This window comes from Yersinia alsatica (assembly GCF_902170305.1).
GTDB classification, from domain to species: Bacteria; Pseudomonadota; Gammaproteobacteria; order Enterobacterales; family Enterobacteriaceae; genus Yersinia; species Yersinia alsatica.
The window spans coordinates 374,116-387,100 of the sequence record NZ_CABHWW010000007.1 but is presented as its reverse complement, the minus strand read 5'-3'; the positions used below and the strand labels follow the sequence as shown (position 1 = coordinate 387,100).

The following is a 12,985-nucleotide window of genomic DNA, read 5'->3' as shown; positions in this document are numbered from 1 at the left end:
GCTTCTGCCTGCCGAAACAGGCTTCGATATCGTCTTGCGAGTGCCCACACAGATTGTCTGATAAATTGTTAAAGAGCAGTGCGTTAGCAACTTGTGGTTGGTAACGCGAGGTGCGCATATTACGCTTTCCTCATTCAGAGTCAACTACTAATTTCGTTGAATTTCTCTGTTCTCTTTGCCGGTCACTTAACTACTTGATTCGTTGTGTGCCGTCTCGATGGATGCGCATTATAGGGAGTCGAATTTTTTGCACAACTCTTTTTTCGCCTTTTTCTACTGTTTGAATACTTTTCACTCCTTACGTGCAGATCTTGGTCGATCCGTTGCATTTTCACGGCGATCCCACCGCCTGATTGGTTGTAATTCCATCAGCAAAGGCTAGTATTGCCGGTAAAGTACTTTCTTATAAAGAGGCTATTACTATGTCCGATGCTATTCGCCCCTATCTTCATCATCTACCCACACTAGGTGAACGCATCATGGTCGATAGATCCAGTGTGATCATTGGTAAGGTTACTTTGGGTGATGATGTCAGTGTCTGGCCGTTAGTTGCCATTCGTGGTGATGTTCATGAGGTTATCATTGGTGCCCGCTCAAATATTCAGGATGGCAGCGTGTTACATGTTACCCATCAGTCTGAGTATAACCCTGAGGGATATCCGCTGATTATTGGCGAAGATGTGACTGTCGGCCATAAAGCCATGCTGCACGGTTGCACTATCGGTAACCGGGTATTAGTGGGAATGGGCTCCATTATATTAGATGGGGCGGTAGTAGAAGATGATGTGATGATTGGCGCAGGTAGTTTAGTGTCTCCTGGAAAACGCTTGGTTAGCGGTCACCTCTATATGGGTAGCCCTGCCAGACAAGTCCGCTCTCTGACTCCAGCGGAAGTGGAAGGTCTACGCTATTCTGCGAGTAACTATGTGCGCTGGAAAGATGACTATCTGACAGAGACGCAATAGAGAGTGATATCTGATGCAGGGAATAGCTCATGCCCTCCCTGCATTGCAGGCTGCTTGCCTGGATTTAATACCCGCCTATCTACCTAATTCATCACGAAGCTGATTCAGCACCGGCGAGATCTCAGGCATCACACCATGCCATAGCTGAAAAGCATGTGCTGCTTGCCCCACCAGCATACCCAAACCATCAGTATAGCTTGTCGCGCCTAACTGCCTGCTCCAGGCTAAAAACGCGGTAATCTCTGCTTGGTAGAACATATCGTAACAACGAGTTTGTGGACTGATAATATCAGTCGGTAAGTTTGGCATTTCACCATGAATCCCCGAGGCCGTCGCATTGATGATTAAATCAAATTGCTGACCACTAAGATCCTGCATTTCTACAGCATCGATCTCGCCCAAATGATGGAATACCTCAGCAAGTTGCTGTGCTCGCGCATAAGTCCGATTAGTGATAACAACTTTGCAGCCATATGAAAGCAGGGGGAGAATTACCCCACGGGCCGCACCACCAGCCCCCACTAATAAAATACGATCAGTGGTTTGGATCAAATGCCGTTGTTGCAGATCACTGAGCAAACCAATACCGTCTGTATTGTCGCCTAATAAGCGCCCATCTTCTAATCGCTTGATAGTATTGACAGCACCCGCCAGTGACGCGCGCTCAGTCAGCTCGTCACACTTGGCATAAGCTCGCTCTTTGAACGGGGTAGTGATGTTCGCGCCTATCGCCCCATCAGCAAAAAAAGACGTTAATACCTCCTCAAAGGTTTCATGAGGAGCCAATACTTTACCGTATTGATGGTCAATGCCTGTTTGCTCGGCAAAAAGTGCATGGATCCTCGGTGACTTACTGTGCTCAATGGGGTTACCAAACACTGCGAACTTCTGAACCATGCTATTTCCTACCCTTGACGAAATTGCTTACCGGTTAAGGCATCTCTGATTTCTGATGGATTCAAGCGACCACCAACTTGGCCGACAAGTACCGGTAATGAAGGGCCAAATTGCATTCTGACCTCTTCAACTGTACGGCAAGGTTCTTGCCCACTTAAATTGGCACTGGTTGAAACCAGCGGCTTGCCATATTGCAAACAAAGTTGCTGTACCAGCGGATGATTACTTACTCTTACCGCCAATGAATCAAAACTACCTGTTAACCAACTTGGTGTCTTAGGATTGGCAGGAATGACCCAAGTGACCGGCCCTGGCCAACAGGAGAAAATCGTTGCTCGCTGCTCATCACTTAATGCCGCATCATCTACATAAGGTTTTAGCTGCTCATAATTGGCTGCAATTAGGATCAAACCTTTCTGCCATGGACGCTGCTTTAACGCTAATAAGGCGTTTACTGCTTTTTCACTATCAGGGTCACAACCTAAACCAAAAACAGCTTCTGTCGGATAGGCGATAACGGCTTCTTGTTGTAATGCCTGCAACACATCGGCAAAAACAGTACTATTTTCTTGTCCACTCACGTTATTATTACTCACTGACTACTGCCTTCCCACATAGCTTGCTGGCACAAAAACGTTTTACACCTTGCGCCGTTTTCTTTTCCATTAGCAATGGATAGTGGCAATAAGCGCACTCTCCGGCAATGGGTTGCTGATTAATCGTAAACTGACAATCAGGATAACGATTACAGGCATGGAAAATCTTCCCAAACCTAGATTTACGCTGTAGCAACTTCCCTTGCCCACATTGCGGACAATCAATCGATGTCTCATCGGGTTTATCAATGACTTCGGTATGATCACATTGTGGATATTGGCTACAGCCAATAAACATACCAAAGCGCCCTTGCCGCAACACCATCTCTGAACCACATTCAGGACAATGTTGCCCTTCCAGAACTTTCACGATATGGCCATCAGATTGCGCTTTCAGTGGGCGCATATATTGGCAGTCTGGATAATGTGAACAACCAAGGAATGGGCCATGACCGCCGCTGCGAATGACTAACGCCGATCCACATTCCGGACACGACCCATTATCCTTGGCAGTAACTATTTTCGTCATAACGCCTTCTATATAAAGTTATTAGCCCGTGATACTACCACTTAGTGCAAATAACCTTCATTGACTTCAAAAAGTAACTCTTCCATCTGCTGATAAGCACTTTCATAACCCGGTATGTTAAATAGCACCATCAACACCACCCACTTGAGATCCTCCAGATCAATCTCATTAGAATCCAACGCCATAATACGATCGATAACCATCTCACGCGTATCAAGGTGTAATACCTGAATTTGTTCAAGAAATAGGATAAAACCACGGCAAGTAACATCCAGACGTTGGGACTCTTCAGCAGTATAGATACGCAATGCTTGCGGATCAGCAGCATAGAGATAAGGTGCTTTCTGCCCTTCTTGCAGGTCAGCGAGAGCCTCTAACCAGTTCAGGGCGTTGTTGATATCCTCACGATAGAAACCAGCTTCAGCAAGATCGTCGGTAATTTTGTCTTGATCAACAAGCATATCCGACTCGTTATGCATATAAGTTTCAAATAAGTAAATTAGAACGTCGAACATGGCCTGCCCTCCTTAATCGGACATAGCCGCCGGGTACAGCTGCGATCCACCCTGCTAACTCCAGCTCGAGCAATTTGCTAACGATATCTGGCACAGGTTGGCCGGCGCGTTCGGCGACGACATCAACGGGTGTCACCTCATCTCCTACGTTAGCCAACACATCGACAAATGGCAATTCAACTTGCCCCTCGGATGAAGAAATAATTACTTTCTCGGGCAATGGTATCCATTGTAATGCACCGCCCACCTGTTCAGCGACCTCGCGGGCAGACCTTGCCAAGTAAGCGCCCTGCTGAATTAACCAATGAACACCTTCACTGGTTGCACTGCCTAAAGGCCCTGGCAAAGCAAAAACATCTCGGCCTTGTTCCATAGCATAGCGGGCAGTAATTAAAGAGCCACTTTTCAACGTTGCTTCAACAACTAATACGGCCGAACTTAGCCCGCTAATTATACGGTTTCTTCTGGGGAAATGAGCCGCGATAGGTAATGCTGTCGTCAAAAACTCTGAGACTAAAACACCACCTTGAGACTCAATTTCTCGGGCTAAATGGTGATGGCGACGTGGGTAAATATTCTCTAAACCACTCCCCAATACAGCGATAGTCTTTCCTTTCACATCCAAGGCCGCCCTATGGCATATTCCGTCAATCCCCATAGCCAAGCCACTAGTAATAGCCAGCCCCATGAGAGCCAGCTCAGAAGCAAAATGCCGCCCCCATTGCTCGCCATAATGGCTAAAGTGGCGACTTCCAACCATGGCAACCTGAGGGTGATAAAGGGCATCAAGTTCACCAGAGGCAAAAATCACGAGTGGCGCAGCTGAAATATGAATTAAGCGAGGTGGATAGTCAGTTTCACCATAGGCCAGTAAGTGGTGGGAAGGGGAGTCCAACCATCTCAGAGTGGCCTCAATATCACGGGGATTAGCTTGGAAAAATTGCTGACATTGTTGTGAGTTTAATCCGTAAGCCACTAACCTCCCGGGATGGATATCACCATGGGCAAGCAGCCGCTTGACCAATGCACTGCTTTTTATTGTGCCCAGCCCCTTGACTTTGCTCATCCTGAGCCATATTTCTGCCGCTAGCATATCGTCTCCCTGACTTGCTTTCTAAGCTGATACCGATTTGTTCAATTGGTAGCCGATGCTGTCAATCAGGGCCGGAAATGTCTACAATAGAGATTGAATATCATTCACTACTCGGACGCAGATCTAGATATTTATGTCAGTATTACAAGTATTACATTACCCAGATGACCGGCTGCGCAAAATTGCTGCGCCGGTAAAAGAAGTCAATGGTGAAATCCAGCGTATCGTGGACGACATGTTCGAAACCATGTACGCAGAGGAAGGCATTGGTCTTGCTGCAACACAAGTGGATGTTCACCTGCAAATTATCGTCATCGATGTTTCGGAAAATCGTGACCAACGTCTGGTGCTAATTAACCCAGAACTGTTGGAAAAAAGCGGTGAAACCGGCATTGAAGAAGGTTGCCTATCAATTCCTGAGCAACGTGCCTTAGTGCCTCGGGCTGAAAAAGTAAAAATCAGAGCACTGGATCGAGACGGTAAGCCGTTCGAACTGGAAGCCGATGATTTATTAGCAATTTGTATCCAGCATGAAATGGATCACTTGGTGGGTAAACTGTTTGTCGACTATTTGTCACCGCTGAAACGCCAGCGTATCCGCCAAAAGCTGGAGAAAATGGCCAAGTTGAATGCTCGTGCCAACTAACCCCTTCTAATGCAGGAAACCAACGTGTCTGATTCTTTGCGGATTATTTTTGCCGGAACTCCTGACTTTGCAGCGCGCCATTTAGGCGCGTTGTTGTCTTCTCAACATCAGATTGTGGGTGTTTTCACTCAACCTGATCGCCCGGCTGGCCGAGGCAATAAACTGACTCCAAGCCCGGTTAAGGTACTTGCAGAACAACACGGCATTCCTGTGTTTCAGCCAAAATCATTACGGCCGGAAGAAAACCAACATTTAGTTGCTGATCTTAAAGCCGATATCATGGTCGTGGTTGCCTATGGCTTGATTCTGCCAGCCTCAGTATTGGCAATGCCGCGGCTAGGCTGCATTAATGTTCATGGTTCTCTGTTACCTCGCTGGCGCGGCGCGGCGCCCATCCAACGTTCATTATGGGCTGGCGACGCAAAAACCGGTGTAACCATCATGCAGATGGATGTTGGGCTCGATACCGGCGATATGCTGCATAAAATTGAATGTGACATTCAGCCAGAAGATACCAGCGCCACACTGTACGATAAATTGGCGCAGCTTGGTCCCCAGGGCTTATTGGTCACATTGCAACAGCTAGCTGAGGGCTGCGCCCAGCCTGAAGTACAAGATGAAGCGCAAGTTACCTATGCAGAAAAACTCAGTAAAGAGGAAGCCAAATTAGATTGGTCACTTTCTGCTGTTCAGTTAGAACGTTGCATTCGTGCCTTTAATCCTTGGCCAGTCAGCTATTTTGTCGTTGATGAACAGCCGGTCAAAGTCTGGCAAGCGCAAGTGCTCGCTGCGGTTGATAATATGGCACCCGGAACTATCATCCATGCGGATAAACATGGCATTCAAGTTGCCACTGCTGAGGGAGTTTTGAATATCACCCAACTGCAACCCGCCGGGAAAAAAGCCATGTCCGCAGCAGACTTATTAAATTCACGACGCGAATGGTTTACACCGGGTAGCCAACTAGCATAATAGCTCAGGTCTAACGGATAGATTTCATCGCCCGATACTTCATCATCGGGCCACTTTCCCTTTATTTGCTGACGTTTGTCGGCTTTTTTGGTTATGAAAAACACATACAATCTCCGCAGCATCGCTGCTAAAGCAATTAGCCAGGTATTGGATCAGGGGCAATCGCTCAGTACTGTTCTGCCTGGGCTACATAAAAGTATTTCCGACAAAGATCGCGCATTGCTGCAGGAGTTGTGTTTTGGCACTTTGCGTGTCCTGCCACAACTTGAGTGGTGTATCCAGCAGCTAATGGCGCGCCCGATGACCGGAAAACAACGGGTTTTCCATTATCTAATTATGGTGGGGCTTTATCAGCTAATATACACACGCATTCCTCCGCATGCAGCTTTGGCCGAGACGGTGGAAGGCGCTACGACGCTGAAACGCCCACAATTGAAAGGGTTAATCAACGGAGTACTGCGCCAGTTCCAGCGTCAACAAGTTGAGTTACTAGAACGAGCAGCAAATAACGATAGCCGCTATCTGCATCCAAGCTGGTTATTAGCACGGATTAAACAGGCTTATCCAGACCAATGGCAGCAGATTTTGGATGCGAATAACCAGAAGCCACCAATGTGGCTGCGGGTAAGTCGGTTACATCATTCGCGTAATGAATATCTAGATCTGTTAAAACAAGCCAATATCGATGCCCTACCACATGACGTTTATCCTGATGCCGTTCGCCTGATTACACCTTGCGCGGTTAATGATCTTCCCGGCTTTGAACTTGGCTGGGTAACAGTGCAAGATGCGTCGGCACAAGGTTGTGTTGATCTGCTCGATCCGCAAAATGGTGAGCAGATCCTTGATCTCTGCGCAGCCCCTGGCGGCAAAACAACTCATATCCTGGAAGCTGCACCAAAGGCCCACGTATTGGCAGTTGATATTGATGAGCAGCGTCTTAGCCGGGTTAAAGAAAACTTACAGCGCCTGAAATTAAATGCCGTTGTACGAGTCGGTGATGGGCGAACTCCAGATGCATGGTGCGGCGATCAACAGTTTGATCGGATATTGTTAGATGCGCCCTGCTCCGCAACGGGTGTCATTCGTCGACATCCTGATATCAAGTGGTTACGTCGAGACAGTGACATTGCCGAGTTGGCCCAACTGCAATCTGAGATAATAGAAGCTATCTGGCCTAAACTGAAAAAAGGTGGCGTAATGGTTTATGCTACCTGCTCTATATTGCCCGAAGAGAATCAGCAGCAGATTGCAGCTTTCCTGCAACGGCATGGTGAAGCTGAGTTGGTTGAAACCGGTACGCTCTCAGCACCAGGTAGACAAAATCTGCCGCACCCTGAGGATGGCGATGGTTTCTTCTATGCGAAGTTGATCAAAAGATAGTCGTGGCTTTGCTGCCTCAAAACCTAATTTCAGTGTGAAACAGAGAACGCTATGAAAATAATTATTCTTGGGGCGGGGCAAGTTGGCGGAACCCTGGCAGAAAATCTGGTGGGCGAGAACAACGACATTACCGTCGTTGATGTCGACTCTGGCCGACTACGTCAGCTACAAGATAAATTTGACCTTCGAGTGGTACAAGGGCACGGTTCGCATCCTCGAGTTTTGCGGGAAGCCGGGGCTGAAGATGCAGATATGTTGGTTGCAGTAACAAATTCCGACGAAACCAATATGGTTGCCTGCCAAATTGCTTACTCGCTCTTTAATACCCCAAATCGTATCGCGCGTATCCGTTCAGCTGAATATATTCGTGAGGCTGATAAGCTCTTCCTGCCAGAAGCCGTGCCTATCGACCATTTAATCTCACCAGAACAGCTAGTTATCGATTACATCTATAAATTAATCGAATATCCGGGCGCTTTGCAGGTGGTCAACTTTGCCGAGGGGAAAGTGAGTATTGCCGCGGTCAAAGCCTACTATGGCGGGCCATTGGTCGGTAATGCATTATCATCTTTGCGCGAACATATGCCGCACATTGATACCCGCGTAGCCGCGATATTCCGCCAAGACAGGCCGATTCGTCCGCAAGGTTCAACAATCATAGAAGCTGGTGATGAAGTATTCTTTGTTGCCGCCTCACAGCATATTCGGGCTGTAATGAGTGAATTGCAGCGTCTGGAAAAACCCTATAAGCGCATTATGATTGTCGGTGGGGGTAATGTCGGGGCGGGTTTGGCTCTGCGATTAGAAAAAGATTACAGCGTAAAATTAATTGAACGTGACCAGCAACGCGCGGCTGAATTAGCTGAAATGCTGCATGACACCATCGTATTTTATGGCGATGCATCAGACCAAGAATTACTAGCAGAAGAGCATATTGAGCAGGTTGATGTCTTTATTGCCATTACCAATGACGATGAAGCAAATATTATGTCGGCTATGTTGGCAAAACGCATGGGTGCGAAAAAAGCGATGGTATTAATACAGCGCAGCGCCTATGTCGATCTGGTTCAGGGAAGTGTTATTGATATTGTCATATCACCACAGCAAGCCACTATTTCTGCATTATTAGGCCATGTACGCAAAGCTGATATTGTGAGTGTTTCCTCATTGAGACGTGGTGTAGCAGAAGCAATCGAAGCTATTGCTCATGGTGATGAAAGCACGTCAAAAGTTGTCGGTCGAATGGTAGAAGATATCAAACTGCCGCCTGGTACAACTATTGGCGCTATTGTTCGCGGTGATGAAGTTATTATCGCCAATGGCAATTCAATCATTAAACAGGGCGATCATGTGGTGATGTTTATTACCCACAAGAAATTTGTTCCTGATGTGGAGCGTTTGTTCCAACCCAGCCCATTCTTCTTGTAATCAATAACTATTAAATTAACTTACCAAAGTTATCAATTAAAACTATTCCCATGGGTAATAGGAAAAATTCTCCTATAATTCTGGTTGTATCGAGTTTTATTTAGCTAAGATTAAGTAGTTCATTTTTAAATGGAGTGTTGGTTATGAGTTTTATGAAGGAATTTCGTGAATTTGCCATGCGTGGCAACGTTGTCGACTTAGCGGTCGGGGTCATTATTGGGGCTGCATTCGGTAGAATTGTTTCTTCACTTGTCGCCGATATCATCATGCCACCACTAGGTTTATTACTCGGTGGAGTCGACTTTAAACAATTCCATTTTGTATTACGGGCAGCCGAAGGAACGATACCTGCGGTTGTAATGAATTACGGTATATTTCTTCAGAGCATTTTTGATTTCGTTATCGTAGCTCTCGCTATTTTCTCTGCAGTTAAGCTGATGAACAAACTACGCCGTGAAAAAGCGGAAGAATCCGCAGCACCACCGGCACCAACAGCAGAAGAAACCTTATTGGCAGAGATCCGTGATTTACTAAAAGCACAGCAATCAAAATAATTTCACTTTGACGGAATGTTAAAAGCCATCAATTTGATGGCTTTTTTATTAAGCTAAAATCAGAAGGCCAGTGGTAAAGAATCGATTGATTGCTTACCACTGGCCTCCCAGTTACCACCTTTTGCATGTTTTTCTTTACGCTGATAACTCCCTTTACCTTTAATATTCTTCTCAATACGCTGTCTGAAGAGTGGGTCATGAAGTAGAGCTTCTAGCGCGTTGTCTTTAATTTTCCCTTTGGTATGCCGATATTTCGTCATAGTATTGCCTCATTAATGAATGTATTGATTAAAAATCCCACGAATAATACTGCTTGTTTGAGCTGATTAAAACTACCCATCTAAAAAACTTAGTCTTTGGCTAATTCTTCAGCCGCCCCCTGCTCCAGCGCCTCTAAAATAGAGCAATAAGTTGTGGCATGAGTACTCCCACAGCATGCATTACTCAGCCGTTTCAATGAGTCGCGCATCTTTTTCAACTCGGTAATCTTACTTTCTACATCATGCAAACGAGAATCTACGATTGCCTTTGATTCCTGGCAAGTATGATGTTCAGGGTCGACACGGATCGATAATAATTCAGCGATAGTTTCTAATGTAAAACCAAGCTGTTTCGCATAACGGATAAACCTTAAACGCTGCAAATCTTGCTCGCTATAAAGCCTATAGCCTCCCTCTGTTCGCTCGCCATGATCCATCATTCCTTGTTTTTCGTAATAACGAATCGTATCTGGCGTAACATCAGCGAGTTTTGCAAGCTGCCCAATTTTTAACATTTAGTCACTCTCTTTCGACAGCTTATCTGCCAATTTATATTGATACTCTCTGTGCAGAAACTCGGTACTAAGTCCCGCTTGCTTCAATCTCAATTGCAACAAAGCTAGACGCTTATGTAAATTGGCATAATCATCATGTTGTTCATCTAGTTGTGAGAGCAAATCCGCAATCGTGAGCGCCTCCTGCCTATCCTGTAATTCAGGAGGAAGGCAACCTGCATTCTTCAACAATCTATAGCTTACTCTCAAATCAACGGGAATAAAGGTATCATCATCAAGCAGCAATGGTCTGCCATTTCCCGGCAGGTTATCGAGTTCGCCTCTCTCCTGAGCCTTAATGATATGCCTTTCAGCCCATTCATCAATTAGTCCCATATTGTTCCCTAAGGTTCTGAACCCATAAAATGGGTTAATAGTTAAGATTAATGGATTGATAGATGAAAAATAAGGGGGATAAAAGAAAGATACGGAGGATCGAAACTCATGTTACTGAATTATGGACGTAAAAAAACCGGGCAAGCCCGGTTTTTTTACGCGTTTACAGATTACTCTGCAGCAACTACTTCTGCTTGCGATGCAGCACGATCAACTAACTCGATGTAAGCCATCGGTGCGTTGTCGCCTGCACGGAAGCCACACTTAAGAATGCGAGTGTAACCACCGGCGCGGCTCGCGAAACGCGGGCCTAGCTCGTTAAACAGTTTTGCCACGATCTCGTTATCACGAGTACGGGCGAATGCCAGACGACGATTAGCTACGCTGTCGGTCTTGGCAAGAGTAATCAGCGGCTCAACAACGCGACGCAGCTCTTTCGCTTTCGGCAGGGTCGTCTTGATTATCTCATGACGAACCAAAGAGCCGGCCATGTTACGGAACATAGCCTGGCGATGGCTGCTGTTACGGTTCAGTTGACGACCACTCTTACGATGGCGCATGACCTTATCCTTCTCAGTAAAACCTTAACCTGTGATCCGGTTACTCGTTGTCAGCAATGCTAGCCGGTGGCCAATTTTCTAGGCGCATGCCTAAAGAAAGACCACGTGATGCGAGCACGTCTTTAATCTCAGTAAGAGATTTTTTACCCAAGTTCGGCGTTTTCAACAGCTCAACTTCGGTACGCTGTACCAGATCACCGATGTAGTGGATAGCTTCTGCCTTGAGGCAGTTAGCAGAGCGGACAGTCAATTCCAGATCGTCAACAGGGCGCAGCAGGATCGGATCAAACTCTGGCTTCTCTTCTTTAACTTCCGGCTGACGTACATCACGTAGGTCAACGAAAGCTTCAAGCTGTTCAGCCAAGATAGTTGCCGCACGGCGGATCGCCTCTTCAGGATCGATCGTACCATTGGTTTCCATCTCGATAACCAACTTGTCCAGGTCGGTACGCTGTTCTACACGCGCTGCTTCAACATTGTAGGCAATACGCTCTACAGGGCTATAGCATGCGTCTACTAACAGACGACCAATCGGGCGCTCATCTTCTTCCGAATGAATTCGGGCAGAAGCCGGCACATAACCACGACCACGTTGAACTTTGATACGCATGCTAATAGATGCGTTTTCATCGGTCAGGTGGCAGATAACGTGCTGCGGCTTGACGATTTCGACATCACCATCATGGGTGATATCGGCTGCAGTCACAGGGCCAATGCCAGACTTATTCAGGGTAAGAATAACTTCATCTTTACCCTGAACTCTCACCGCCAGCCCTTTCAGGTTGAGCAGGATCTCCAGGATATCTTCCTGTACGCCTTCTTTGGTGCTGTACTCATGCAGTACACCATCAATCTCAACCTCGGTCACCGCGCAACCCGGCATAGATGAAAGCAGAATACGGCGCAGTGCGTTGCCGAGAGTGTGGCCAAAGCCACGCTCTAACGGCTCAAGGGTCACCTTGGCGTGCGTCGAACTGACTTGCTCGATATCTACCAGGCGCGGTTTTAGAAACTCTGTCACAGAACCCTGCATTGTGTCCTCTCTTTGGTACTAAGCTTTACTTGGAGTAAAGCTCGACGATCAGGTGTTCGTTAATGTCCGCAGACAGATCAGTACGTTCAGGAATACGTTTGAACACACCTTCCATCTTGACAGCATCAACTTCCAGCCAAGTCGGCTTTTCACGCTGCTCAGCCAGCTCCAAAGCTGCCTTAACACGAGACTGCTTTTTAGCTTTCTCACGGATGCTGACTACGTCATTCGGAGATACCTGATAAGAAGCGATGTTAACAACGCGACCATTTACCATGATAGCTTTATGACTAACCAGCTGACGTGATTCAGCACGAGTTGCGCCAAAGCCCATACGGTAAACTACGTTATCCAGACGGCCTTCCAGCAATTGCAACAGGTTTGCACCGGTGTTGCCTTTCAGACGTGCTGCTTCTTTATAGTAGTTACGGAATTGACGTTCTAGAACACCATAGATACGGCGAACTTTTTGTTTCTCACGTAACTGCACACCGTAGTCAGACAGACGCGGTTTACGCGCACCGTGCTGGCCAGGTGGTTGTTCAATCTTACACTTGGTGTCAATCGCGCGAACGCCAGACTTAAGGAACAGGTCTGTGCCCTCACGACGGCTCAGCTTGAGCTTAGGACCCAAATATCTTGCCATTTTCTCTCTCCAACAAAC

At 46.8% G+C, this 12,985-nt stretch carries 17 protein-coding genes; 6 read left to right on the top strand and 11 right to left on the bottom strand.

Annotated features, from left to right (window positions below):
- Positions 1 to 422 precede the first annotated feature (422 nt).
- On the top strand, positions 423 to 965 hold the full coding sequence (locus FTA96_RS03680; protein WP_145573188.1) for a gamma carbonic anhydrase family protein: 543 nt from the start codon (positions 423 to 425) through the stop codon (positions 963 to 965).
- Between the two features lie 75 nt (positions 966 to 1,040).
- Here the strand turns inward: FTA96_RS03680 and aroE are convergent, their stop codons facing one another.
- The 5 genes from aroE to dprA are packed head-to-tail and all read right to left on the bottom strand — an operon-like array spanning position 1,041 to position 4,595.
- Positions 1,041 to 1,862 (bottom strand): shikimate dehydrogenase, encoded by an 822-nt coding sequence (gene aroE, locus FTA96_RS03675; RefSeq protein WP_145573186.1) that lies wholly within the window; start codon positions 1,860 to 1,862, stop codon positions 1,041 to 1,043.
- Positions 1,863 to 1,870: 8 nt separating this feature from the next.
- The gene (gene tsaC / locus FTA96_RS03670) at positions 1,871 to 2,443 is read right to left on the bottom strand and encodes an L-threonylcarbamoyladenylate synthase type 1 TsaC (RefSeq protein ID WP_050110035.1); all 573 of its coding nucleotides are present in this window, start codon (positions 2,441 to 2,443) and stop codon (positions 1,871 to 1,873) included.
- A 7-nt stretch (positions 2,444 to 2,450) separates the two neighbouring features.
- A complete protein-coding gene (locus tag FTA96_RS03665) occupies positions 2,451 to 2,987 on the bottom strand; it encodes a DNA topoisomerase family protein (protein ID WP_145535489.1) in 537 nt (178 codons plus the stop codon).
- 41 nt (positions 2,988 to 3,028) lie between these two features.
- On the bottom strand, positions 3,029 to 3,502 hold the full coding sequence (locus tag FTA96_RS03660; protein WP_050110026.1) for a DUF494 family protein: 474 nt from the start codon (positions 3,500 to 3,502) through the stop codon (positions 3,029 to 3,031).
- Positions 3,474 to 4,595 (bottom strand): DNA-protecting protein DprA, encoded by a 1,122-nt coding sequence (gene dprA / locus FTA96_RS03655; protein WP_145573183.1) that lies wholly within the window; start codon positions 4,593 to 4,595, stop codon positions 3,474 to 3,476. Before dprA ends, FTA96_RS03660 begins: the two co-directional genes overlap by 29 nt.
- A gap of 133 nt (positions 4,596 to 4,728) precedes the next feature.
- Here dprA and def point away from each other — a divergent pair, with 133 nt between their 5' ends.
- From def to mscL, 5 genes are all read left to right on the top strand, one after another.
- Entirely contained in the window at positions 4,729 to 5,241 is a 513-nt protein-coding gene (gene def / locus FTA96_RS03650; RefSeq protein ID WP_050110024.1) for a peptide deformylase, read from the top strand.
- Between the two features lie 24 nt (positions 5,242 to 5,265).
- Positions 5,266 to 6,213 (top strand): methionyl-tRNA formyltransferase, encoded by a 948-nt coding sequence (gene fmt, locus FTA96_RS03645; RefSeq protein WP_050123764.1) that lies wholly within the window; start codon positions 5,266 to 5,268, stop codon positions 6,211 to 6,213.
- Positions 6,214 to 6,306: 93 nt separating this feature from the next.
- Entirely contained in the window at positions 6,307 to 7,596 is a 1,290-nt protein-coding gene (gene rsmB / locus FTA96_RS03640; protein ID WP_145573181.1) for a 16S rRNA (cytosine(967)-C(5))-methyltransferase RsmB, read from the top strand.
- Positions 7,597 to 7,647: 51 nt separating this feature from the next.
- Positions 7,648 to 9,024 carry a Trk system potassium transporter TrkA gene (gene trkA / locus FTA96_RS03635; RefSeq protein ID WP_050099603.1) on the top strand — a complete coding sequence of 459 codons (1,377 nt, stop codon included), beginning with the start codon at positions 7,648 to 7,650 and terminating at the stop codon, positions 9,022 to 9,024.
- Between the two features lie 143 nt (positions 9,025 to 9,167).
- Positions 9,168 to 9,578, top strand: coding sequence for a large-conductance mechanosensitive channel protein MscL (mscL, locus tag FTA96_RS03630; RefSeq protein WP_050110021.1), 411 nt, complete (start codon positions 9,168 to 9,170; stop codon positions 9,576 to 9,578).
- A gap of 59 nt (positions 9,579 to 9,637) precedes the next feature.
- On the opposite strand, the gene FTA96_RS03625 is transcribed toward mscL, so the two are convergent.
- The 6 genes from FTA96_RS03625 to rpsD all read right to left on the bottom strand — a co-directional run bounded on the left by FTA96_RS03625 (position 9,638) and on the right by rpsD (position 12,967).
- On the bottom strand, positions 9,638 to 9,838 hold the full coding sequence (locus FTA96_RS03625) for an alternative ribosome-rescue factor A (RefSeq protein ID WP_145535480.1): 201 nt from the start codon (positions 9,836 to 9,838) through the stop codon (positions 9,638 to 9,640).
- A gap of 89 nt (positions 9,839 to 9,927) precedes the next feature.
- The gene (gene zntR / locus FTA96_RS03620; protein ID WP_050110019.1) at positions 9,928 to 10,353 is read right to left on the bottom strand and encodes a Zn(2+)-responsive transcriptional regulator; all 426 of its coding nucleotides are present in this window, start codon (positions 10,351 to 10,353) and stop codon (positions 9,928 to 9,930) included.
- Positions 10,354 to 10,728 (bottom strand): DnaJ family domain-containing protein, encoded by a 375-nt coding sequence (locus FTA96_RS03615; protein WP_145530183.1) that lies wholly within the window; start codon positions 10,726 to 10,728, stop codon positions 10,354 to 10,356.
- A 170-nt stretch (positions 10,729 to 10,898) separates the two neighbouring features.
- Positions 10,899 to 11,288: a 50S ribosomal protein L17 gene (gene rplQ / locus FTA96_RS03610; RefSeq protein WP_004391407.1), complete on the bottom strand. Its 390-nt coding sequence runs from the start codon at positions 11,286 to 11,288 to the stop codon at positions 10,899 to 10,901.
- A gap of 40 nt (positions 11,289 to 11,328) precedes the next feature.
- Complete coding sequence (locus tag FTA96_RS03605) at positions 11,329 to 12,321, bottom strand: DNA-directed RNA polymerase subunit alpha (protein ID WP_004709232.1); 993 nt, start codon at positions 12,319 to 12,321, stop codon at positions 11,329 to 11,331.
- 25 nt (positions 12,322 to 12,346) lie between these two features.
- Positions 12,347 to 12,967: a 30S ribosomal protein S4 gene (gene rpsD, locus FTA96_RS03600; RefSeq protein ID WP_002218949.1), complete on the bottom strand. Its 621-nt coding sequence runs from the start codon at positions 12,965 to 12,967 to the stop codon at positions 12,347 to 12,349.
- Positions 12,968 to 12,985: the final 18 nt, after the last annotated feature.

Coding starts and splice junctions, on each gene's coding strand:
- rplQ (WP_004391407.1), bottom strand. CDS start 11,288: ATGCGCCATCGTAAGAGTGGTCGTCAACTGAACCGTAACAGCAGCCAT.
- trkA (WP_050099603.1), top strand. CDS start 7,648: ATGAAAATAATTATTCTTGGGGCGGGGCAAGTTGGCGGAACCCTGGCA.
- dprA (WP_145573183.1), bottom strand. CDS start 4,595: ATGCTAGCGGCAGAAATATGGCTCAGGATGAGCAAAGTCAAGGGGCTG.
- FTA96_RS03605 (WP_004709232.1), bottom strand. CDS start 12,321: ATGCAGGGTTCTGTGACAGAGTTTCTAAAACCGCGCCTGGTAGATATC.
- FTA96_RS03615 (WP_145530183.1), bottom strand. CDS start 10,728: ATGGGACTAATTGATGAATGGGCTGAAAGGCATATCATTAAGGCTCAG.
- def (WP_050110024.1), top strand. CDS start 4,729: ATGTCAGTATTACAAGTATTACATTACCCAGATGACCGGCTGCGCAAA.
- aroE (WP_145573186.1), bottom strand. CDS start 1,862: ATGGTTCAGAAGTTCGCAGTGTTTGGTAACCCCATTGAGCACAGTAAG.
- zntR (WP_050110019.1), bottom strand. CDS start 10,353: ATGTTAAAAATTGGGCAGCTTGCAAAACTCGCTGATGTTACGCCAGAT.
- FTA96_RS03660 (WP_050110026.1), bottom strand. CDS start 3,502: ATGTTCGACGTTCTAATTTACTTATTTGAAACTTATATGCATAACGAG.
- FTA96_RS03625 (WP_145535480.1), bottom strand. CDS start 9,838: ATGACGAAATATCGGCATACCAAAGGGAAAATTAAAGACAACGCGCTA.
- rsmB (WP_145573181.1), top strand. CDS start 6,307: ATGAAAAACACATACAATCTCCGCAGCATCGCTGCTAAAGCAATTAGC.
- FTA96_RS03665 (WP_145535489.1), bottom strand. CDS start 2,987: ATGACGAAAATAGTTACTGCCAAGGATAATGGGTCGTGTCCGGAATGT.
- rpsD (WP_002218949.1), bottom strand. CDS start 12,967: ATGGCAAGATATTTGGGTCCTAAGCTCAAGCTGAGCCGTCGTGAGGGC.
- mscL (WP_050110021.1), top strand. CDS start 9,168: ATGAGTTTTATGAAGGAATTTCGTGAATTTGCCATGCGTGGCAACGTT.
- FTA96_RS03680 (WP_145573188.1), top strand. CDS start 423: ATGTCCGATGCTATTCGCCCCTATCTTCATCATCTACCCACACTAGGT.